Annotated in this window: 15 protein-coding genes; 7 read left to right on the forward strand and 8 right to left on the reverse strand. The window is 40.7% G+C overall.

Translation table 11 applies throughout. From position 1 onward, the window contains the following. The first annotated feature begins 5 nt into the window (after positions 1 to 5). Both pylSc and MTBBW1_RS05335 read left to right on the forward strand, forming a co-directional pair. Positions 6 to 860: a pyrrolysine--tRNA(Pyl) ligase large subunit gene (gene pylSc, locus MTBBW1_RS05330; protein WP_080800266.1), complete on the forward strand. Its 855-nt coding sequence runs from the start codon at positions 6 to 8 to the stop codon at positions 858 to 860. A gap of 291 nt (positions 861 to 1,151) precedes the next feature. Then, the gene (locus MTBBW1_RS05335; RefSeq protein ID WP_245809271.1) at positions 1,152 to 1,739 is read left to right on the forward strand and encodes a Uma2 family endonuclease; all 588 of its coding nucleotides are present in this window, start codon (positions 1,152 to 1,154) and stop codon (positions 1,737 to 1,739) included. A gap of 128 nt (positions 1,740 to 1,867) precedes the next feature. Here MTBBW1_RS05335 and MTBBW1_RS05340 read toward each other — a convergent pair whose 3' ends face one another. The 8 genes from MTBBW1_RS05340 to MTBBW1_RS05380 all read right to left on the reverse strand — a co-directional run bounded on the left by MTBBW1_RS05340 (position 1,868) and on the right by MTBBW1_RS05380 (position 15,803). After that, complete coding sequence (locus tag MTBBW1_RS05340; RefSeq protein WP_080800271.1) at positions 1,868 to 4,981, reverse strand: efflux RND transporter permease subunit; 3,114 nt, start codon at positions 4,979 to 4,981, stop codon at positions 1,868 to 1,870. After that, on the reverse strand, positions 4,981 to 6,192 hold the full coding sequence (locus tag MTBBW1_RS05345; protein ID WP_080800274.1) for an efflux RND transporter periplasmic adaptor subunit: 1,212 nt from the start codon (positions 6,190 to 6,192) through the stop codon (positions 4,981 to 4,983). The genes MTBBW1_RS05340 and MTBBW1_RS05345 overlap by 1 nt, the downstream gene beginning before the upstream one ends. 18 nt (positions 6,193 to 6,210) lie before the next feature. After that, positions 6,211 to 7,410, reverse strand: a complete 1,200-nt coding sequence (locus MTBBW1_RS05350) for a THUMP domain-containing class I SAM-dependent RNA methyltransferase (protein WP_080800276.1) — start codon at positions 7,408 to 7,410, stop codon at positions 6,211 to 6,213. A 451-nt stretch (positions 7,411 to 7,861) separates the two neighbouring features. Continuing rightward, positions 7,862 to 8,473 (reverse strand): GAF domain-containing protein, encoded by a 612-nt coding sequence (locus MTBBW1_RS05360; protein WP_080800282.1) that lies wholly within the window; start codon positions 8,471 to 8,473, stop codon positions 7,862 to 7,864. A gap of 369 nt (positions 8,474 to 8,842) precedes the next feature. Further along, positions 8,843 to 10,612 carry an ATP-binding protein gene (locus tag MTBBW1_RS05365; protein WP_080800285.1) on the reverse strand — a complete coding sequence of 590 codons (1,770 nt, stop codon included), beginning with the start codon at positions 10,610 to 10,612 and terminating at the stop codon, positions 8,843 to 8,845. A gap of 468 nt (positions 10,613 to 11,080) precedes the next feature. After that, complete coding sequence (locus tag MTBBW1_RS28155) at positions 11,081 to 11,872, reverse strand: hypothetical protein (protein ID WP_080800288.1); 792 nt, start codon at positions 11,870 to 11,872, stop codon at positions 11,081 to 11,083. Between the two features lie 416 nt (positions 11,873 to 12,288). Next, positions 12,289 to 13,257 (reverse strand): 5'-nucleotidase, encoded by a 969-nt coding sequence (locus tag MTBBW1_RS05375; protein ID WP_080800291.1) that lies wholly within the window; start codon positions 13,255 to 13,257, stop codon positions 12,289 to 12,291. A 260-nt stretch (positions 13,258 to 13,517) separates the two neighbouring features. Then, positions 13,518 to 15,803 (reverse strand): PAS domain-containing hybrid sensor histidine kinase/response regulator, encoded by a 2,286-nt coding sequence (locus MTBBW1_RS05380; RefSeq protein WP_186441095.1) that lies wholly within the window; start codon positions 15,801 to 15,803, stop codon positions 13,518 to 13,520. Between the two features lie 686 nt (positions 15,804 to 16,489). On the opposite strand from MTBBW1_RS05380, the gene MTBBW1_RS05390 reads away from it, so the two are divergent. The 5 genes from MTBBW1_RS05390 to MTBBW1_RS05410 form a co-directional block, all read left to right on the forward strand. After that, the gene (locus MTBBW1_RS05390) at positions 16,490 to 17,314 is read left to right on the forward strand and encodes a ribonuclease H-like domain-containing protein (RefSeq protein ID WP_080800298.1); all 825 of its coding nucleotides are present in this window, start codon (positions 16,490 to 16,492) and stop codon (positions 17,312 to 17,314) included. Continuing rightward, positions 17,308 to 18,555: a DUF294 nucleotidyltransferase-like domain-containing protein gene (locus MTBBW1_RS05395; RefSeq protein ID WP_080800301.1), complete on the forward strand. Its 1,248-nt coding sequence runs from the start codon at positions 17,308 to 17,310 to the stop codon at positions 18,553 to 18,555. The genes MTBBW1_RS05390 and MTBBW1_RS05395 overlap by 7 nt, the downstream gene beginning before the upstream one ends. An 18-nt stretch (positions 18,556 to 18,573) precedes the next feature. Then, positions 18,574 to 19,863, forward strand: a complete 1,290-nt coding sequence (locus MTBBW1_RS05400; protein ID WP_080800305.1) for an HD domain-containing phosphohydrolase — start codon at positions 18,574 to 18,576, stop codon at positions 19,861 to 19,863. Between the two features lie 6 nt (positions 19,864 to 19,869). Then, positions 19,870 to 21,231: an amino-acid N-acetyltransferase gene (gene argA, locus MTBBW1_RS05405; protein WP_080800308.1), complete on the forward strand. Its 1,362-nt coding sequence runs from the start codon at positions 19,870 to 19,872 to the stop codon at positions 21,229 to 21,231. Positions 21,232 to 21,464: 233 nt separating this feature from the next. After that, the coding region (locus MTBBW1_RS05410; protein WP_186441096.1) for an ATP-binding protein at positions 21,465 to 22,686 on the forward strand (1,222 nt) is incomplete at its 3' end.

Raw genomic sequence — 22,686 nt, forward strand, 5'->3', positions numbered from 1 at the left:
TTTTATTGAATAATCCAGACTCCTTCAACTGGACAGATACCCAGCAGAGGCGCCTGAAGGAGCTTGGGGCAGAAGAGAGTGTTTTTTCAGAAAAGCTCTCTTCTGCTTCTGAAAAAAACAGGCGATTTCAGGAAATTGAAAAAAGACTTGTAAAGCAGCAGCAGAAAAAACTTAATGATTTTATTGCAAATGCATCAACACCACGTCTTCACCAGCTTGAGCGAAAACTTGCTGCTATTCTAAAGCAAAACGGTTTTGCCCGGGTTTCAACCCCTCTCATTATATCAAGAGCAGCACTTGCAAAAATGTCCATAGACAATGACCATCAGCTTTTCAGGCAGATTTACTGGCTCAATGAGAGGCAATGCCTCCGTCCAATGCTTGCCCCAGGTCTTTACAGCCTTATGATTGATTTTCAAAGGCTAAAACATCGACCTGTCCGTTTCTTTGAAATTGGCTCATGCTTTCGCAGGGAAACAGACGGTGCAAAACACAACAGCGAATTTACAATGCTCAACCTTGTGGAGATGGGACTTCCTGAAAATGAACGTCTGGAACGCCTTCAAGCCCTGGGCAGACTCATTGCCGACACAGCGGGCATTGATGATTATCGCTTTGAGACGGAAGATTCTGTGGTATATGGAGATACTCTGGATATTGTTGCCGGCAAAGAAGGAATAGAGATTGCTTCAGGAGCAATTGGCCCACACCCCCTTGACACTGCCTGGAAAATCACAGAGACCTGGGTAGGGCTTGGATTTGGACTTGAACGTTTAGTGATGATATCAGAAAAAGAGACATCAATCGGCAAGTGGTGTAAAAGCACAGCGTATCTTGATGGAATTCGTCTTAACATATGAGCAACTTAATACCCTGCTGATCTCATGAATGTGTTTTTCAATCAGACAGAGACTTGCATACTCAAAAACGACACCTATGACCTCATGAGCCTTGTTAATACTGTCTGAATCAGGATGCCCAGGATAACCAGGATTTACAGGATAAAAATCTTGAGCATCCTGTAAATCCTGGTTATCCTGATTCAGACAAATGGAATAAATGACAAAAAAGCCAACAACCTGTCGATGTTGATTGCATAAAATTGCATGAATAGCCATAAAAACTGGTCAAGGGAAAAAATGGAGGTAAAAATGCTACCACAGACAAAGAACAAAATGACCCGTGAAGAGTATCTTGAGTTTGAAAAAGATTCAGAGTTTCGGAATGAATATTATGGCGGTGAAATATTTGCAATGGTTGGGGCAAGGAGAAACCATAATCGAATCAGCTCCAACACCTCAAGTATTTTATGGAACAAGTTGCTCTCAACACCATGTGAAGTTTTTTCAAGCGACATGCGGGTAAAGATTGAAGCTATAGAAAAATACACCTATCCGGATATCGTTGTTGCCTGCGACAGAATCAATTTTCTGGAAGATGAGCTTGATTCACTGCTTAACCCGGTTGTCATTATTGAAATTTTGTCCGAATCCACAGAGAGTTATGACAGGGGCTTGAAGTTTACACATTACCGCCTTATTGAATCACTTCAAGAATATATCCTCATTTCCCAGTACCATTGCCAGGTGGAAAAGTTTAAACGTGACCAGGGTGGTTTCTGGGTTTACTCATCAACTGAGTCTCTGGAGAAGATTGTAAAGCTTGACTCCATAGAGTGTGAGCTTCCTCTTTCAGAAATTTACCATCGGGTGGAATTTAAAGAACAGGGACAGATTTAAAATCTGTCCCCAAATCATACAAGATACAAAAAAAACAGGGGGGACAAGATACACAAATAGGAAATTTTTTTAAGGCTCACTCCTTAACGTGGAATCATGTCCAGATTATATGAGCCATAATTATCTACTCAGCTTGTCATATCCACCCTGCTCTTCTCAAACCCGATTACAAAGGCAAGCAGTGCCGGAATTACAAAAAGGGTAAAAAGGGTGGAGATACTCAATCCCCCCAAAAGAATACTTCCCAATCCGCGATAAAGCTCACTACCGGAACCTGTTGATACCACAAGGGGTGCCATTGCAAGCACACTTGTTGTGGCACTCATGAAAATAGGTCGTATTCTTGTACGAACAGAATCTGAAATAGCATCAAGGCCAGCAAGTCCGTTATAGCGGACATTATTAAGGGATTGATGAACAATCAAAATAGCATTGTTCACAACAGTACCTATAAGAATTATAAAGCCAAGCATTGCAAGAACATCAAATCCCTGACGGGTAATAAAGGTATTGACTGCTGTAATACCAATAAATCCACCTGCTGCTGCAAGGGGCACTGTAAAAAGAATTATCACAGGATAGAAAAAATTCTCAAAAAGTGCTGATAGAAGAAGATAGGTTATCAAAAGAGCCAGAAGAAGATTCCATTTAAGGGCTTCACCTGTCTCCAGAAGCTTGTCTGCATTGCCGCCGATGGAAATTGAAACATCCTTTAACTTTCCCCCTTCCGTCATAGGCTTTACAAGATCATTTTCTATAATTTCCATGGCACTCTGCAAAGGCAGGTCTTCAGGGGGTGTCACCTGAAGCGTTATGTTTCTTTTACGCTCCAGATGATTTATTTGGGACATGCTCTGGCTGTATTTTAGGGAAGCCACATCCCCGGTCTTTATAAGATCTCCAAAGCTGTTGACTATGGTTGCCTGCATTATCTCTTCCGGACTTCCAAAATCCCTGTCACTTCCCTTTACAACAAGGTCAATCTGCTTTACCCCTTCAGGGCCGTAATCATCAACTCTTCTGCCATCCATGAGAATATCAACATATACTCCAAGATCACTTTCTGAAAGGCCGTTTGCAGCAAGTTTTTCCTTATCAGGTACAACAAGAATCTCAGGATAACTTGTCTCTATGGATGGAACAGGCCTTACTTGTGCCCCCTCAATTTTCTGTTTGATGGCTCCAAAAAGTGCCATTGACGCAGCAGCAATGGATTCAATTTTCTCACCGGAAACATTTACCTCAACTGTTCTTCCCTCTCCCAGACCCTGTTCAAAGATACTTGCCTGAAGACTTACTCCAAATATACCCGGAATGGAGTTCATTATGCCGGAAAAAAGAGGTATCAGCTCCGAGGCCCTGGTTTCATGTATGGATATGGCACCAAAAAGGGTGAACCTGTCTGCACCAACAAAAAACATCTGTTTTAACTTTGGAAAACCATCTTTTCCATCTTCTTCAAAATAGGGTTCTGATGCCTTGTATATCCCCTCTCCCATCTCCCTGAACTTCTCCACAGAATATCCTGGTGGAGGTATCAGGATATTAAGAATAAGGTTTCTGTTTCCCTGTGGCAGGTATTCGGCAGGTGGCCTCAAAACTGCAATTATATAAACGGACATGGAAGTAAAAAGCGCTACAGTGATCAACCTTGTAAAAAAATTTTTCAGACACAGATTAGAGACAGCCATAACAAAAGATGCAAAAAGAGGCCCCACATAGCTTTTTTGTATCCAGTTGGGCTTTTTAAGCTTTGAATTTCTGTACAAAAGGTTGATCATGGCAGGAATCACAGATATTGAGACGATAAGGCTAAGAATGATGGAAAATGTTATGGCAATGGCAATATCCCTAAATAGCTGACCTGCCTCTTCCTGCATAAAAATTACCGGCAAAAAAACAGCAACAGTTGTTGCCGTGGATGCAAAGACAGCCCCCCAGACCTCCTTTGCACCTTCAAGTGCTGCCTTATATGCACTTTTACCAAGTTTTCGGTGGCGGTCAATGTTCTCAAGCACAACAATGGAATTATCCACAAGCATTCCGACGGCAAAAGAGATACCAGCAAGACTTACAACATTAAGGTTTCTGCCTGCAAGCCACAAAAAAATAAAGGTTCCTATGACAGAAATGGGTATGGCAACAGCAGTTGTGATTGTGGTTCTGACGCTTCTCAAAAATGCCAGAAGAACTCCAATTGCAAGAAGTGCCCCGATAACAACATTTTTCTGAACAAGATCAATTGCTGTATTTATATATGCCCGCTGGTCATAAACAAGTTCAATGGAAAGCCCCTTTTCTGCCATGATACCGGCATTAAGTCGGTTTACCTCCTCCTCAACACGGTCGCTCATCTCAAGAACATTGGCACCGGTCTCCTTTCTGAGGCCAATTACGATGATCTGTTTACCATTATGGAGAACCGCAGAAGAAGGTTTTTCATACCCCCTTGAAACAGTTGCAATATCGCGCAGATAGACCTTTTTAAGGCCATCGTTGTACAAAACTGTATTAAGCACATCCTCATGTGTCTGGAACTGCCCGAGGGTACGAATCCTGTAATTTTTCCTGCCAACACCAAGAACTCCTGCGGAAGTTGTTTTGTTGGCCTGCTGGATTGCACCTGTTATCTGATTTATGGTGATGTTATTTCTGGCCATCTTCTCCATATTGAGGGTTACATGAAGCTCATCTTCAGTGCCCCCGAAAATAAACATGGAGCCAACCCCTTTAATACGCTCAAAATGCTGGCGCACATTGTCCTCAAACCAGGTCATGTAGTGGGTTATGCTTTCACTATTGCCTTCTGCCGGTTTAATGACCATCCAAACAATTGGAGAGCTGTTGGCTCCTGCTGCTTCAATAACAGGTTTTTCGGCATTTTCAGGATAATTTGATACTTCGTTGAGCTTGTTGGATACCCTGAGCAGAGCATCTTCCACAACTGTTTCAAGCTCAAAAGAAAGTGTCACCTCTCCAAAGCTGTTATAACTTGAGCTTTCCAGTCGGCTCAGCCCCTGCAAACCTTTTAATGCCTCTTCCTGCTTCTCTATGATCTCTTTTTCTATTTCAAAGGGTGTAGCCCCGCCCCATACTGTCTGAACTGTAATTTCAGGTGTCTCAACATCAGGTGTCAACTGCACTGGCAAACGCCCCAGACCAATAAGCCCAAAAGTGACAACAAGAATAACAGCAACTGCCACACTTACGGGCTTGTTTAAAGAGTACTTGACAATATCCATCAATTTTCCCCTGTAGATGCATCCTTGTTATGTTTGGAATCTTCATTTTTATCATCTTGAGAATCAGCCGATTTATCATCTGGTAACTCAGACGATTTATTATCTGATGAATAAGGTGCTTTCCCATCCGTAGAGGCAATGTCAACAACATTCTGAAGTGAATCAACCACAACAACTGCCTGATCCGGCCGCAGGCGCTCATTGCCCTCAATCACAACCGGAGTACCATGAACCATATCAGGATTATCAACACCAACCTTATTTCCAAGATAGGCTACAACATTAACAGGGCGCAATGATGCCCTGCTCTCATTTATTACATATACAAAATCCCTGCCCTGAAATTTTACAACAGCCGCCCTGCTTAAAGTGGTAAGCTGCCTCTTTTCGCTGTCAGGCACAAAAACAGATACAGACATATTCTGGGCAACCATCTTCATGGGGGGAATTCTTATTTTAATAAAAATATTTTTTGTTTTAAGATCTGCCACAGGATCAATACCCTCAATTATCCCATTTACCTCACGATTATAGGCATTTATGAGTACCTGAACAGACTCACCTTCCTTGATGAACCTGACCATCTCCTCAGCAATGGGAGCCTTTACAAAAAGATCATTGCTTGATCCTATTGTCATAAGATCCTTTCCCTGCTGCACCCATGCTCCGGAGTCAACATTTTTATCCATTATTATTCCATCAAAAGGAGCCTTGATTACAGCTCTTCCGTGCTGAATAAGCAATCTGGCAAGGCTATCTTTTAAAGCCTGCTTCTCTTTGACAGCATCCTGGTAGGCATATAGTGCATCATCATAATCCTTTTCGCTTGAGACTGAACTTTTATAAAGCCTTTCAATACGCCTGTAGTTCTTCTCTGCGTGCTGAATGCGAAGATCAATCTGCTGAATACGCGTTTTTGTAAGGGAAATCTCTTTTTCCAAAAGCTCTGTATTCAGATGAACAAGGATATCTCCCTTTTTGACTTGATCTCCCTGGCTAACAGCCACACTTTCAACAAGACCTGAAACTTCAGTTGAAAGCTGACTTGAACGCTCATAATAGATAACTCCTGTTACAGATCTGTTGGTTGAAATCTCTTCAGTAACAGCCTTACCCACAACAACCCTTGCAGGAGGTGGCTCCTGGGAATAAACCCGGGAACATAAAGCCACCACTCCAACAACAATTACAATATTTATTATTTTTTTCATTTTATTGTTTTTATCCTTTTAAAAATCAAGAATTGCAGCATGAAGTTCAAGACCTCCATGGAAAATGGGGATAAGCGAACCTGAGACAGGAAAAGAGTTCATAAGATTTCTCTCCGGCAAAATAATGGCTGCCCTCCAGCCTTTAAAGTCAGATGCAAGTTTTGACCCGATATCCCTGAACATTTTCCTTGTAATATCAGGAGAGCCAATACGTTTCCCATAAGGAGGATTAAGAATAACAATGCCTTTATCCTTTGTCAGGATTTCAGGACGAAGATCAAAGAAATCCTGAGTCATTACCATAACAGAAGATGCGAGTCCATGCTCAATTACTCTTCTTTCAAGCTCTTCTGCAATAGTTCCATCCTGATCGACTGCAAAAATTGAAGGCGTTTTCAGATAATTAATCTGCTCTGATGCCTTTTTTTTAAGATAATTCCAGCCAAGAGAGTTAAAGCATGGCCAATGCTCAAAGGCAAATCTTCTGAAATATCCCGCAGGTATGTTACAGGCCATCATTGCAGCTTCAATTGAAAACGAACCCGAGCCGCACATGCCGTCAATAAGTGGTAACTCCCTTGAATATCCGGCAGCAGAAAGAATGGCAAAGGCAATGGTCTCCCTGAGAGGTGCTACCCCAACACAGGTTCTTATGCCCCTTTTATGCAAAAGCGCTCCGCTGCTGTCTAAAGAAATTTCAAAACGGTCGTTTTCTCCTCTCACCATAACAGTCTGCCCGGCAGACTCGGCTGTAACGCTTTCATGGGGCAACAATTTATCAAAACGATCCATAATGCTTTGATGAACTCTCTGGGCAACTGCATCCTTATGATAAAGCCTTGAATTTCTAGTTGACACTTCGCAATGAACCACAGCTGAAGCCTGGAGATAAAGCTCCCATTCAAATGCAGATAAAGTTTTTTTAAGTGTTCTGAAATTTTCAGCTTTGAATTTGCCAATGCGCATAATTACTCTTGAAGGGCTGCGCAACAAAAGATTGGCAGCACGGCATGACTCAACCGTTCCTGTAAATTCAACTCCACCCGGAATCATACTGATCTCATCAAGTGGCAACGACAACTCCTGAAACATCGGCAACAAACTTGTCATCTCCCGATGGCAAAGACGTTTAAGCCCGGGAGCACACACTGCAAAAAAACGATGATTGCGGGCAGCGACCCTTCTTTTTACTCTTTTTTCAAAGGCACTTTTGGCCATTATATCTTTCCTGTTTTAAATTTTTATAAAGCTGTCATGCTGCTGTTCTTTCAAGGTTTGATTGTCGGGTAAAAAACACTTCAAACCTTTGCATTGCCTGTAAACTCACCCGACAGTTTCAACTTGAAGAAACACTACTTTGTTAGATTCATATTTCTGATTCTCGTGTTCTTTTGGCAAGAGAATCAGAAAACCTCTTTGGCTCTGGCTTGTCCAGGTTAGGATACAACCAATTTATAATTGATGCAAAAAAAAATAATCTTCCTTCACCAATCCTGCGAACTGAACAAGTTACAGCTTGCAGCACCCCCGAAAGGTGTAAGGAAGATATATCAATATACGGCACTTTTGATCCTTTTACCAAGCGGATCATCAACAAAAGATGCTTTTTAAAACATTCATCATCTCATACCCGGACATCTCAGCTTTCAGGCATCTTTCATATCATCTATTAAATATCCTTTACAGGAAAACTTACAGGAACCCCCTCATATGGTGTTCTTCGGCGTGATGCAATGAATTGGGGATCCCTCATGGTCTTGAGAATTTCGATACTTTCTTTCATTCCCTTGTAATTTCTCGCCATTTCAATAGCCATGCCTGTCATCTGTGCCATTGCCTGGACAAAATTTACATCATCAAGGGTAAATTCCCACTTTTCTGCTGTATAGATACGAAGAGCACCGATCACAAGACTTCTGCAAACAATGGGAACAGAAAGAATTGATGAAATACCTTCCTTCTGTGCAGCATCAGGATACTGAAGCCTTGGATCATCAGACGTATCATAAATTGCAACAGGTCCATCTTCAAGGGAAGCGGCAATGGATTTCAACGCACTGACAGGCCCCTTGTTAAGATAGTCTTCACTGAGCCCATAAGAAGCAGCCAACTCAAGTTCCTCTGTTTTACGATTGACAAGAAAGACAGCACACCCTTTAACATCAAGGGTAGATTTGATGCTTTCCGTTGTAAGCAGAACAACTTCCTCTGGATCCTTGGAATGGGAAATTGCCCTGGTTACCTTAAGCAGGGTTTCGTAGTTGATAACTTGTTTTTTCATTGTTCCTCCTTTTCTCATTCTCATATCTTCGAATGATAACAGAAGACAAGAACGCTTTCAGATTAACTTCAAAATGTCAATCAAGGCACAACAATGCTGTATATTGAATTTGCCGTCACTTTCTGTCACAAATTAAAATTATGCCGGACTTGCATGGAGGCGGGAATGTGTAAAAATATGCATATACGGCGTATCATAGATAACGGCAAAAAATGGGCATCCTTCATTATGACCTCGAAAGTACTTTACACTTTGAAGATGATACTCCTTAAAAATGGGGTTACCTTTCTGAAAAGTGTAAAGAGGTGAATGAAGCATGCCAAAAAATGTTGAAAGATCAGGGTGATATCCAAAAACATGTCGTTAATATCACGATCCCATATACCATACTATTTTTTCAGACGTTCCAATCGTATTATTTTTACAAAACAACAAAGCATCATGGGTAAAACCACCTGTGGAAAAAAAAGCAGGCAAAACAGTTTGGTCTTTTGAAAGGTCTGTTTTATCCTTTGAATAAGCAGCATAAAATCTGAATTTCTCATAAAAGTGTTCTACAGAATCAAGACCGATTTTATCCTTTGTCTTTTTCACCTCCACAACCAAAACCCTTCCGCAATCGGATTCAGCCAGAATATCTATCTCCATCTCCTTACCATCCGGCCTTTGAAATTTTACACGTAGCTTTACATCAACAATGTTCAGCTCCACACTCTTAATTTCATCGGGAAAACCATCAAAATATGTCGAGGGGGTGAATCTTTTGCGGCTTCTGAAATCCGTTGCAAGCTGATATTCTGCAAATTTACCCACAAGATTATTGAGCCTTCCCTGAAGGGATTTTTTATCCCTTTGAAGACGATCAAGCTCTTCATGAAAATCCTTTCTCAAATCAGGCTCAAAGCTACTGATCTCCTTTTCAAAGCGGTTTCTTAAAATCAGATAAAGGGTGCCGTCCTGAAGCCCCCTGAAATCAATGTCTGAAACACCTTCTGTAAGAAGATCCGCCTTCACAAGGGTTCTTAATTTATGCTGAATCTCCTGAACTGTGATATCAAGCCCTAAAGTTTCCTTAAGCTCCTTTGGAGTCCAGTAGCGGTCTGCATGTTTACTCGTATGGAGAAGAATCGTCTTGGCGTGGATGTCGTTTACACGCTGGAGCGTAAGTTCAATATATTCTCCCCAGGTCATGGACATCTCTGATTTTCTGTCTGATATCTCAAAATTTACAGTATCAACAACTCCTTCACGGGTTGTTAAATCCTTGCCTTCAAACTCGCTTCCCATTACGCAAGATATGAAAAATGGATCTGACTGACATAGCTGATTGATCTGAATCGCTGCTTCACTGGTCACTGCTTCTTCATAGTATTCAGAATATTTAAAAACTGCCTCAAGACCCTCTTCAGGAGTAAGGTAAGGGTTCAGGAAAAAGCGTTTCAACCGACCTGCTTCAAGGTATTGATCTAAAATTCCCACAAGCCAGCCAACATAGGAGCCGGTTACAAGCATGGGCGCTATTTTGGATTCTGATACTCCGTGAAAGCTGCCGGCAAGGGTTTCATCCTTTGCTGTTTCACAGCCTTCATCACGATATATGTATTCAGTTATATTCTGAAATTCATCAATTATGACAAGAAAACGAATATCAAAAATCGCTGCATAGGATTCAGGTGCAGTGTAAGCAGTCTTCCACATTAAATCATATGCCCTGTTTTTTTTGTCATTTAGCAGTGAATCCACATCACTTACAAGATAATCATTGCCGTTGGCTTCAGCCCAGACTCTTATCTGTTTTAAATTTAATGGTTTTCTAATAAGCGTATCATCTCTTTCCACAAAAGATATATATTGAGATACAAAATTGCAAAAATAGTCAATGGCAAAAATAGGAAACCATTTTTTTGTTTCCGTTATTTCAAAAAAAAATGGTATAATCTTACCATTTTCATTCCATAACTGGTTGAAAAGCCTCTGAATAAATGCTGTCTTTCCGCTTTTTCTTCGTGCAAGGATTACACGGGATTTGGAAATACGCTTTGGTATGCCACCAATCCATTTGTGGAAAAGGGCAAACTCTTTTTCACGGCCAACAAGAAGTTCCGGCTCGCCAATTCTCTCCGGCAAAGGGTATTTCATGTTTTTTATCCATTCAATTTGATGGTATCAATAAATGCCAAATATAGCTTTCCAGAAAAATATTTTGTTTTTTGGTAACCTGTCATGGCCGGAGTCCGGCCACCCCCGAATATGAAAATTTGTATCCATTTTCAAGGTAAACGGACATGATTGCGTATCAATCACCCCCAAATATAAAAATGATAGTCATTTTCACGGTAAACGGTCATGGCCGGCATTCAGCCACCCCCGAATATGGAAATTTGTATCTATTTCCACGGTAAAAAAATTAGGCATCTTTCATTTCCCAGTTTACACTTTCCCGAAAAGAATGCCCGTTTTTCGGGGATACTGTTATGGAAAGTGTAAAGTACTTTCTGTATGATATGAAGAATGCCCTAAAAAAGCACTAAAATGTTATTTTTGAGAACATCACTTTTAGTATGTTACAGCTTGAAAAATCTTGAAGTAAGACTTTTAACAGACTTATCAACTCTTTTTATTCTTTGATTTAAAAAAATCAGGATAGAGTTTTCTTGCACAGTCAGGGCAAATTCCGTGGCTGAATTGTGCATCAGAGTGTCTGCTTATATAGGCTTCGATCTGATTCCAGTATCCCTGGTCATCTCTGATCTGCTTACAGTTTGCACATATAGGTATCAAACCACTGAGCATTTTTACCTTTGCAAGCGCATCCTGAAGCTGAACCAGAAGCTTCTCCCTCTCCTCTTCAGCAGTCATCTCCTTAGTAACATCTGTAAGAGAACCAAGGGAAACATATATGCCATCTTCCTGATACCATTCAATATTGGCTTTATCATTCAACCATATCTCACCACGATTCTGAAGAGACATTTTATAAACTGCTTCTGTAACACCAGCAGAAACGCTTTCGCTTCTGAGGTGTTCTCTTTCACAGTTCAATGCATTTTGGGGAATCTGCTCCTTCCGGATGGTAGTGTCATCATTTTCATGCTTAACACCATATTTGTATATCCGGCTTTCAATGACGCTTCTGCAGAAAGCACCGGCTGTCTCTCCAGGCTCACATCCGAGAATTGAAGTTATCTTGTGGCATACATACTCATACCATATCTGCTTTTCATCCTCCTGCCATGCAGCAATATAAAGCATTGCAGGAGTGCCTGTTTTTTCTATGAGCTGAAAGGCATTGATACACTCAAGAATCCGGCCCTGAAGCATCTGACTGTAATCTCCATTTAGAATACGGCCATGGTATCTGTAATCATTTGATGCTTTTTGAATTGAATTTGATATCATGAGTTATCTTCTCTGCTTTTTACCGTGGAAATGGATACATTATTTTCATGGTCGGGGGTGGCTGAGCGCCAGCCATGTCCGTTTACCGTGAAAATGACGGTAGTGTCATAAAAGTGTTGATATCTTTTTGTGAAAGCCCTGCTGAATCAAGGTTTGTGAAGAGCTCATCAACATATTTGGGACACCACCAAAATGACTATCATTTTTATATGTGGAGGTGATTGATACGTAATCAATCATGCCTGTTTATCGTGGAAATGGATATATATTTACATCTTTTGTGGGGCTGCATTGAAGCCATGTCCACTTAGGAATTAGTCTTAAATAACTTGCCCATTTGAGTACTTTGGGACTGATTTTAAACCTGTCTCAGTTCTTGAAAAGGGAAAGTGATTTCGTACTCATTCTTTAGCCAATTACATGGCAGCTTCATCAGGACGGCTCAGGATGGATTCACTTCTGTACAGCACACGGCCTGAAGGTACAATTTTGGAGGCAGCATCAAGATGTATGATTTTATCATCAAAAAATATGTGTGGTCTGAATGCCTTCAAAACCTTATCTTTTCCAACTCCGCCAAGAAAAAAAGCCTCATCAATATAGACCCCCCAGTGTCTGAGGGTCTTTATCACCCGCATCTCGGCAGGGCTGCTTCTTGCTGTGACAAGGGCTATTCTTACAGGAGAAAATTCCATTCGTATGGGAAGACGATCCTGCAGCCTGGAAAGTTTTTTCAAAAGAGTGGCATATGGCCCCTCTTCAAGGGGAATATTCTGTTTTTCATCCTCATCTTTCTGAAATTCAGATAGACCCTTTGTCTTATATACAATTTCACTGCTTTCATCAAAAAGGACAGCATCACCATCAAAAGCAATTCTCACCTGATCGGTCTCCATACCATCAATCTGCTCCGGAGGCGGAGTTACAACGGCTGCGGCACACGCACGGCTGTCAATCACCTTCTGAGCATCCTCTGCATTGGTGGTCAGAAAGAGGTCAACATCAAAGGCATCAAGATAGTCAACAACCGACTCGCCTGCTGTAAAAGCAGACCTTGATATTGCAAGTTTATGATGTCTTATTGAGTTGAGTACACATATACCTGAATCAGGGCTGTTGCGTGACATAACTACAACTTCAACAAGGGGAGGCTGATTTTCAACCTGATAACGGTTCAGATTGAGAAGGGCTTTAACCAATGGGTAACCTGTACCGGCAGCAAGGGGTTGCTCTTCAGTGGCCATCATCTGTTTTCGGTAAACTTCAATTGCGTTATCAGGGTTAAGCCTTGATGTTTCCCTGAAAACCCTGTCGATTTCACTTAAATCAAATAGAGCGGTTGCAGAAATACCAACGACAAAAGTATCTGATAAATCCAAAGGCATAATATTAATCCTCAAAGTCCACACCTATGATCTTGTAAGCCTTGTAAACACTGTCTGAATCAGGATTCCCAAGATTAACAAGATAAGGCAGGATTATCTATCCTGAGCATCCTATCCATCCTGGTTATCCTGGTTCAGACAACTGCAATAACTTCTGAAAAAGCAATAAGATGTCGATTTTGAGTTAATCATCCTGATTTGACATCCTTCATATCATCCCGAAACTATTTTACACTTTTTTTGATGGGAATGCGCCGACTTTATGTCAAAATTAACTTTATCTTTTCAGAGATTTCATCTATTGTATATGGTTTTTTCATATAACACTGTATATTGTATTCCCTGCATCTTTTTTCATTGATCTGGGTGTTAAATCCGGATGCGACTATTACAGGCAATTCCGGTCGAATCTCCCTTATATTCTTTAAAAGCTGAAGACCTGTCATTTGAGGCATTGTCATGTCTGTGACAAGAAGATCAAAACTCTGGGGTGACTGAGAAAAGACTTTCAAAGCTTCAACAGGGCTTTCCATTGCTGTCATACGATATCCAAGCAGATTGAGAAGACTTTTCATCATTTTTGTAATTGCCGGATCATCATCCACCAGAAGAATTCTTTCTCCATTGCCCCTGACCGGATTCACTTTTCTTTCAGAAGGCAATTCAAGTTGAGGCTTTTCAGCTACTGGAAAATATATATAAAAACTTGCCCCTTTGCCAATGTCACTTTCAACGGTAATATAACCACTCATGCTCTTTACAATGCTGTTAACCATTGAGAGGCCAAGCCCTGTACCTTTTTCCTGGGTTTTGGTTGTAAAATAGGGTTCAAATATTTTCTGTTGAAGACCTTTCTCAATACCCGTGCCTGTATCCCTGACAACAATAGTGACATATCTTCCGGGCAGCATCTCTGGCAGATGCCTGTTTTCCGTTTTAACATCCACACACTTGTAGATTATCTCCAGAACACCTCCATTATCTTCCATGGCGTGAAATGCATTTGTAGCAAGATTCATGATAATCTGATGAACCCTTGTGGGATCAGCCATGACAGCACCACACTTTTCGTCAATGTTTTTACGGATATCAATGGTTGTGGGAATTGACGATCGAAGAAGCTTAAGGCACTCTTTTATTATGGTATGAAGATAAATTGGAGCAACAGGCTGCTGCCTGGTACGACTGAATGAAAGTATCTGGTTGATAAGTTCCTTTGCACGTATTCCTGCCTTTGATATCTCCTTTATGCCGTTCTGTATTATGGTCTGATCATTGGGCACCATCTCAATAAGTTCGGCATATCCAAGCATCGGAGAGAGTATATTATTGAAATCATGTGCAATTCCACCGGCCAGAGTGCCTATGGCTTCCATCTTCTGTGCCTGATTCAGGCGCTCCTCCATTTTTACGTCAGAAGAGATATCCTTAAGAATTGCCACAACATGCTCTTCATCACAGGGAACCATCCTGGCCTCAAAGGTTCTAAGAGTGCCTTCAACATCAAGGTTAAGCTGGTATTGATGCCGCTTTCTCATCTCAAGTGTTCTGTCAACATACTGCTCATTGAGTATGGCCAGATCAAGGGGAAGACGCTGACGTAGCGTTCTGCCCACAAGCTTCTCCCTTGGAAGAATAAAGTCGGCAGGATCAGATGCATGGCACTCAACAAAACGATAATCCCTGCTGATCATGAAAAGAAGATCAGGCATTACAGATATCATTGCCTCATTGCGGCTTTTGATACTTTTAAGAGCCTGACTTGATTTTTCAAACTCCGTAATATCAAACATTGCGGTCATGATACACTGTTCGCCATCAAGTGTAAGAACTTCAGCAGACAAAATGCTTTCACGACGTTCTCCAGCCCTGTTAAGGTATGTCATATGCCTGTTTCGTAACGGAACACCTTTGGATAGAGCAGCCACAAAATTTTCACGCTCAACCGGTTCTGCCCAGAATCCAAGCTCAAGGGATGTTTTGCCAATACACTCACTGCATGTGTAGCCACAAAAACCTGCCATGCTTTCATTAACTTCAATCACCCTGCCATCCTTAAGGGATGTAATGGCAAGTCCTGCAGGATTTGTATGAAAAAAAGCTGCATATTTTTTCTGACTCTCCTCCATCTTTATCTCTGCAATTTTCTGTTCAGTTATATCCTCATGGTTCCCGATCATAAGGAGAATATCCCCACTTTCATCCCGCTCAACTACCTTGCCCCTTGAACGAATCCATCTGTAATCTCCTGATTTTGTCCTCAAACGAAATACATTATGATAAACAATTGATTTTGTTTCCAGAAAGTGATCTGCAACAGCCTTTGCCTGCTGTCGGTCGTCGGGATGTATAAGATTCAACCAGTTCTCATAAGTTGCTGAAAAGGCATCTGGTTCATACCCAAGCATTGTATAATAGCGGGGGCTGAATGTCATGACGCTTGTTGTAAAATTCCAGGTCCAGATACCATCTGTTGTTGTATCAAGAATTACACCAAGAACCTTCTGAATCTGCTTTATCTCTTCATTTTGTGACTGATCATCCATGATATTACCTATATACATTTACCATTATGAGGAGAATCTTTAAAAAGAATAATTTTGGAAATTTTAAAGCATTAAACTACTGAGTTATTAATGATGGTCTCGTAAAAAGTCGAAAATGTCAAAATCGCTATTATTCAAAATCGACATCTTATTATTTTTTTGTAGTTGCTGAATTTGTCTGAATCAGGATAATCAGGATAAAAAGGATGTTCAGTATAGATAATCCTGCCTTATCCTGTTAATCTTGGGCATCCTGATCCAGACAATATTGACAATGGTCAAGAGATTATAGGTTTCAAATTTGAGTATTAATAATTTCTGAAGGTTATGACTGAAATATTCTCAAAATCGGATTTTTTACAGGTTCATAAGCTTTTGACGAATGAGCTTTTTGACGGTTCATCATATATTCATTCAATGTTTTCACGGGAAATGCTATAATAACTGACATGGCAGACACATCTGCCACAACAAAGTATGAAATACTTTTAAACAAAGTACACTCACACATTTTTTTTATCAAGATTTGTTTAAAATGAACATAGTGCCCTTTGGGTGGGCTTTTCCATAACTACTTGCTTTTGCATCATATAAAATGGAAATTCCCATATTATTAAAATACCCCTTATGATTTTCATGATCAAAGGGTGGCCGTTGAACTCGGCCATGAAAATTCAGGAATATCAATGCTTAAAAATACATTTCATCACATACCAGGTATTGGTATAAAAAGCGAACAAAAATTATGGAATAACGGAGTAATGAGCTGGAAAGATATTGAAAATCCAGAGATTAAAATCCCTGCCGGACAAAGGTCAAAACTTAAAACTCATATCAAGGACTCCATGGAGCAAATTGAAAACGGCAATTTCAACTATTTTGAAAACCTTCTGCCTTCAGGACTTCACTGGCGTTTTTTCCCTGAAGTCCGAAAGAATGCAGTATATCTTGATATTGAAACAACAGGCATGGAAAGTTATGACAAAATTACAACAATTGCTCTATTTAATGGAAAGGAGATTCAATACTTTGTCAATGGGAAAAATATGGAACAGTTTCCTGAAGCTCTCTTTCAATATTCAACCATTATAACATACAACGGCAAATGTTTTGATATCCCTTTTATTGAAAAATATTTCAGGCTATCCATTCCACATGTGCACATTGATCTTAGGTATCTGCTCAAAAGCCTTGGCTATGACGGCGGTCTTAAGGGTTGTGAAAAAAAAATGGGTATCAGAAGAGGAGAACTTGATGGGGTTGACGGTTTTTTTGCCGTTCTTCTCTGGAGTGACTATATTAGAAGAAAAAATATAAAAGCCCTTGAAACCCTTCTGGCCTACAATATTGAGGATGTTATCAATCTGGAAATCCTCATGGTAAAAGCATATAACATGAAAATAATGGATACTCCCTTCTCCGCATCCCATTCTATTCCACTGCCCAAGGCACCAGACATTCCATTCAGAGCGGATCCGGAAACAATAAAAAGGTTAAAAAGACATTGGTAAGCTACAAATATGATCAAAAGAACGATGTTTCTAAACAGAAATCTTTGAGTCTGCCTGATGATAATGGCGAGAACAAAACTTCCCGCCACTATCCTCCGGATCTGCCTCATGACAATGCTGTGAAAAAAAATTCACCATCACAACCCCATACCCTGTCCCATGATAATGATGGAAAGTATTCCGATTTAAACTTAAAAGATCTTTGCATACTAAGCCGCAGAGTTGACGACGAGCTGGCAATGCTTTTGATGGATGATGCACCGCTTTCGGTGATACTTAAGACTCTTTCAGAAAAGCATGAAGCCCTTACCCGCTCTGTTATTATGGCTTCTGAACAGGAGATGGCAGATGAAGGTATGGGTTATCCACCTCTTACCTATTGCTGGATAAACATGGGAAGTGCTGCAAGGCATGAACAGACTCTCCGAAGTGACCAGGATAATGCAATGATATATGCAGATCCGGAACAGAAAAAAGATGATACTCCTGATAAAAAAAGAGAGGTGGATAGATATTTTGAACTTCTTTCAAAAAAAATAGTAAATGGACTTAACTCATGCGGTTTTGCCCTTTGCAGAGGCGATGTCATGGCCACCAATCCAAAATGGAGAAAATCCCTGACATCCTGGATGGAATCCCTTGAGAATTGGTCAGGCTCTTTTGACCCTGAAGATACAAGAAGCATGACCATCTTTCTGGATTTTCGGCCGGTCTGGGGAGATTTTACACTTGCAGAAAAGCTCTGGGAGAAAATAGTACACCACTGTAATGAATCAGATATGATAACCCATATGCTTGCTGATGATGAGCTGAAAAACAGCAACCCCATAACCCTGCTTGGCAGGATAAGAACCAAGCGAAGCGGCCCTTTCAAGGATCAGGTCAATCTGAAAACAGCCGGTCTTGTACATATTGTAAATGCTCTGAGGATATATGCCTTGAAGCACAATATAAAGGAAGCATCCACACTGGGACGAATTGAACAACTCTCAAGCAAAAAAGTCATCTCCACCGAAGAGACAACAGTTTTGACATCTGCCTTTGAAACACTTACGATGTTGCGTCTTACAACCAACATTCGTAAAATAAGAGAAGATAGCCTGCCTGATGATTTTGTCTATCCTTCAAGACTTACACCTTCACAGAGAGCTTCTCTTAAAGATGCGCTTTCATCTGTTCACGGAATACAAAAAATGCTCTCCCGTGACTTCACTCTACCCTGGATTAATTTTTTTTCATGATACAGGAAAATCAAATCAATGACCATTGACTACAAAACTTGTTTCAATCTTTTTTCCGAAATAAGCCGTGCAATCCACTCCGGAAGCAAGAGTTCTGAAATTCTTATGACCATTGTCAAAAATATAACCGTAATACTGGATGCCAAGGGTTCAATTTACTGGATTATCAACAGGGACAAAAAGAAAATTGAGACCATGATATCCCACGGATTTACCTACAGAAGCCTTGCAGAAACAGATTACAGAACCCTTGCCAAGATTTTTGAAATTGAACCTGATACAGACACTGAACATTCATGGCCAACTGACGCAACCTGCGAACATGAAAATAATGACATCTCTTTTCACGGTAAAAAAGAGGTTTTTATTGAAGATGCCAGAAATGATGAGAGAATACCCAACCTTGAAAGGCTTGGAAAACAGAGAGTCGGCTCTGTAACTGCAATGTTTTTTGATATTGACGGTCCATACACAGGTATTCTTGCTGTCTATTTCACAGGCAGAAAAAAACTTGCCCCACTGGAAAAGGAGCTTGTTACAGCACTTGGAGAGCAGGGGGCAATTGCACTGCAAAAGGCATTAAGTTATGATGAAGAGATGATTGCCATGTTCCGGCAGGTTGTGGAGGGTTTTGCCCTTGCACTTGAGGCAAAGGACAGCAAAACCCACGGGCACTCTATTAAAGTAGCTGATCTTGCAAAACTTACCGCCATTGAACTTGAACTGCCGAGGCATGAAACCGACACCATTTTTCATGCAGCACTTTTACATGACATCGGCAAGATAGGCATGGAAGACAATGTGCTGGAGCGCCTTGGGAAACTCAATTTTAAAGAGATGGAAAAGGCAAAAGAGCATCCAGTCACAGGAGCACGAATTGTCAAGGCACTGCCAATGTTTAAAGGAATTGAGCCTCTTATTTTATATCACCATGAACGATTTGATGGATCAGGTTATCCTGAAAAACTCAAGGGGGAAAATATTCCCCTTGGAGCAAGGATCATTGCTGTGTGTGATGTTTTTGAAACCATGATAACAGGACGCCCTAATCTTAAAAAAATGAGCATTCCGGATGCAATAAAAGGTATTGAAAAAAGTGCCGGTATCCTTTTTGATCCTTGTGTTGTTAAAGCTTTTATGTCAGCAGTTGAAAAAAATCCCCAATCAATATGTCCGTCAAAAACAGCTTCTGTGGAAAAATATCTTCGCCAGTTACAAAAAAGTATTGAAACAATCAGCAACGCTGCAAACCTTAAGAAAAAATTCTCAAAAAAGAGTGTTGCAGATATTTTTCCCATTGGATTTTAAAAAGATATGATTGATCAACAAACTCAAATTAACCTGCCCCGACGATATGCTGATCAGGCAAGTGTCAGCACCATTCGTGAGGTATTTGATTATATACGAAGATTCAGAAACCATATTTTTGTCCTGAAAATTGAGGATATACTCCTTGATGACCCTCTTTTTCCTTCCCTTATGAAGGATCTTATAAGACTTCATGAAGCTGGAATAAAGATCATTATCATTCCAGGGACAAGGGCTACCATTGAACGCAACCTGAAACAGGCGGGACTTAAAACCACCCTTGTAAAAGGTGTAAGGATAACACCTCCTGAGATTCTTCCCCATGTGAAACTTGCAGCCATGGAAGTTGCTGAAAACATAATATCCCACCTTGCAGCAGGAAAACTCAACGGCATAATGGGCAACTGGATAAAGGCCAGATCCCTTGGGGTGCGTGACGGGGTTGATTTCCAGTGCAGCGGCGAAGTGGAAAAAATCCGTTCAGATATTATCTTAAGACTTCTTGACCAGGCATTTATCCCTCTGATTCACCCAATAGGACTTAATGCCCTTGGTGCATCATATAACCTCAACTCCACACAGGTTGCCTGTTCTCTGTGCATGGACATTGAGGTATCAAAACTTTTTTTCATAGGAGAACATGAAGGCATAAGGTCAAAGGGGCTTATCATACCTGAAGGGGCACAACTTCAGACAAACGGCTATTTTTCCAATCTTGACAGAAACCATGCAAGAGCGCTTCTTGAAAAAAACAGCCAGCTTCTTTCCCATCAGGAAAAAGAGTATCTTGAAAATGCCATTAAAGTTACATCAAAGACAAACAAAGTAAAAAGAGTACATATCATATCTGGAAAAAGGGAAGGCAGCCTTCTTAAAGAGGTCTTTTCAAGCATAGGCGGCGGTACAATGATCTACGCCAACCGCCATGCCCATATTCGCAGGGCAACATATGATGATCTGCCGGAATTGATGCAGCTTTTAGATGGTTATGTAAAAGAGGGTAACCTTGTAATGCGGACAGAAGAAGATATTTCAGAAGCCATAGATAACTACTACATATATGAAGTTGACAAGGCAGTTTATGGATGTGGAGCACTTTTTGATCTTGATGACAACTCCGGAGAGATCGGCGCAATTGCCGTAAACCCTTCCTACAAATCAAGGGGGGTTGGACAGGGTCTTGTGGAGTACCTTATTCGTCTGGGACGCACAAAAGGTTTTGCACGTCTTTTTCTTTTGACAACCCGCACATCTGACTGGTTCTACGGCTTTGGTTTTACCCATGCAACACCAATGGATCTTCCTGAAAAAAGAAAAGAGACCTATAACCAGCATCGGAACTCGCGGGTGCTTATGCTTTTGCTGTAACTTCCTTACTCAAAATCGACAACTTATTGCTTTTTGAGCAGTTATTCAATTTATCTGACTCAGGATAACCAGGATGAAAAGGATGCTCAGGATAAATAATCCTACCTTATCCTGTTAATCCTGGGTATCCTGATTCAGACAATTTTGACAAGGTTCAAAAGATCATATGTGTCGGCTTTGAGTTATTATATTCTGACGCAAATGCCTTAGGAACAAACAGGAAAAATAACGCTATGCATATTATTGACACACAACAATACCCTCTCCAGGAAAAAATTGGCAACCCAGATCTTTTAGTAGGACGGGAAAAGGAGTTTAAATATTTCCACAAATGGATTGAGAATATTCCCAAGAAGCTCTCCAAATCACGAGTTATCCTTGCCAGACGAAAAAGCGGAAAAACAGCTTTTATTCAGCGGATTTACAATAATCTCTGGATGAAAAATGGAGATGTTATTCCATTCTACTTTGATGTTGCTGAAAGCAAGGTATGGTATCCAATGTTTGCAATAAAATATTACAGGGCTTTTGTTTCCCAGTATATATCATTTCTTGAAAGGGATTCCAGCTTTATACCTACCTCTCTTACACTTGCGGAGATCAATGATTATGCTGAATCAAATAATTTAATTCATATTGTACGTGATATAAATTCTTTGATAGACGATCAAAGTAAACAAAATCATGATCTGATGTGGGAAACAGCCTACTCTGCCCCCCACCGCTTTGCAGCTCTTAATGATAAACGTTTTCTTGTTATTATTGATGAATTCCAGAATTTAACTCAATACATATATCCAGATCCCCATTTTCAGACATCACCAATTGAATCACTTGCAGGCAGTTTCCACTACCATGTTGAATCCAAAATAGCTCCCATGCTTGTGACAGGCTCCTATATAAGATGGCTTATAAATATAAGCAGCAAATACCTTGAGGCTGGACGCCTCACCGAAATTTTCATGTCCCCTTATCTCACGCCTGAAAGCGGTCTTGAGGCAGTTTACAGATATGCAGAGGCTTACAAAGAGCCAATAACCAACGAGACAGCAGCACAGATCAACTCCCTTTGCATGTCAGATCCTTTTTTTATATCCTGTGTAATTCAGAGCGGTTATGAAGATAAAGACCTTTGCACACAAGAGGGTGTTATTGCTACGGTTAACTATGAAATTACACACCGTTATTCCGAGATGTCCCGCACCTGGGGGGAATACATCCAGCTTACCCTGGAAAAGGTAAATGATAGAAATGCCAAGGCTTTGCTTCTCTTTTTGAGCAAACACTCTGACCGCTACTGGACACCAAAGGAGCTTAAAAATGCCTTGGAGCTTGATATTTCCGTTGATGATATCCAGAGAAAACTTCTAACACTTGTGGAAGCAGATGTGTTGGAGTGGGGCAATGCAGATATAGATTTCAGAGGTCTTCAGGATGGAACCCTTAATTTGATTT

This window comes from Desulfamplus magnetovallimortis (assembly GCF_900170035.1).
Taxonomy (GTDB): Bacteria; Desulfobacterota; Desulfobacteria; order Desulfobacterales; family Desulfobacteraceae; genus Desulfamplus; species Desulfamplus magnetovallimortis.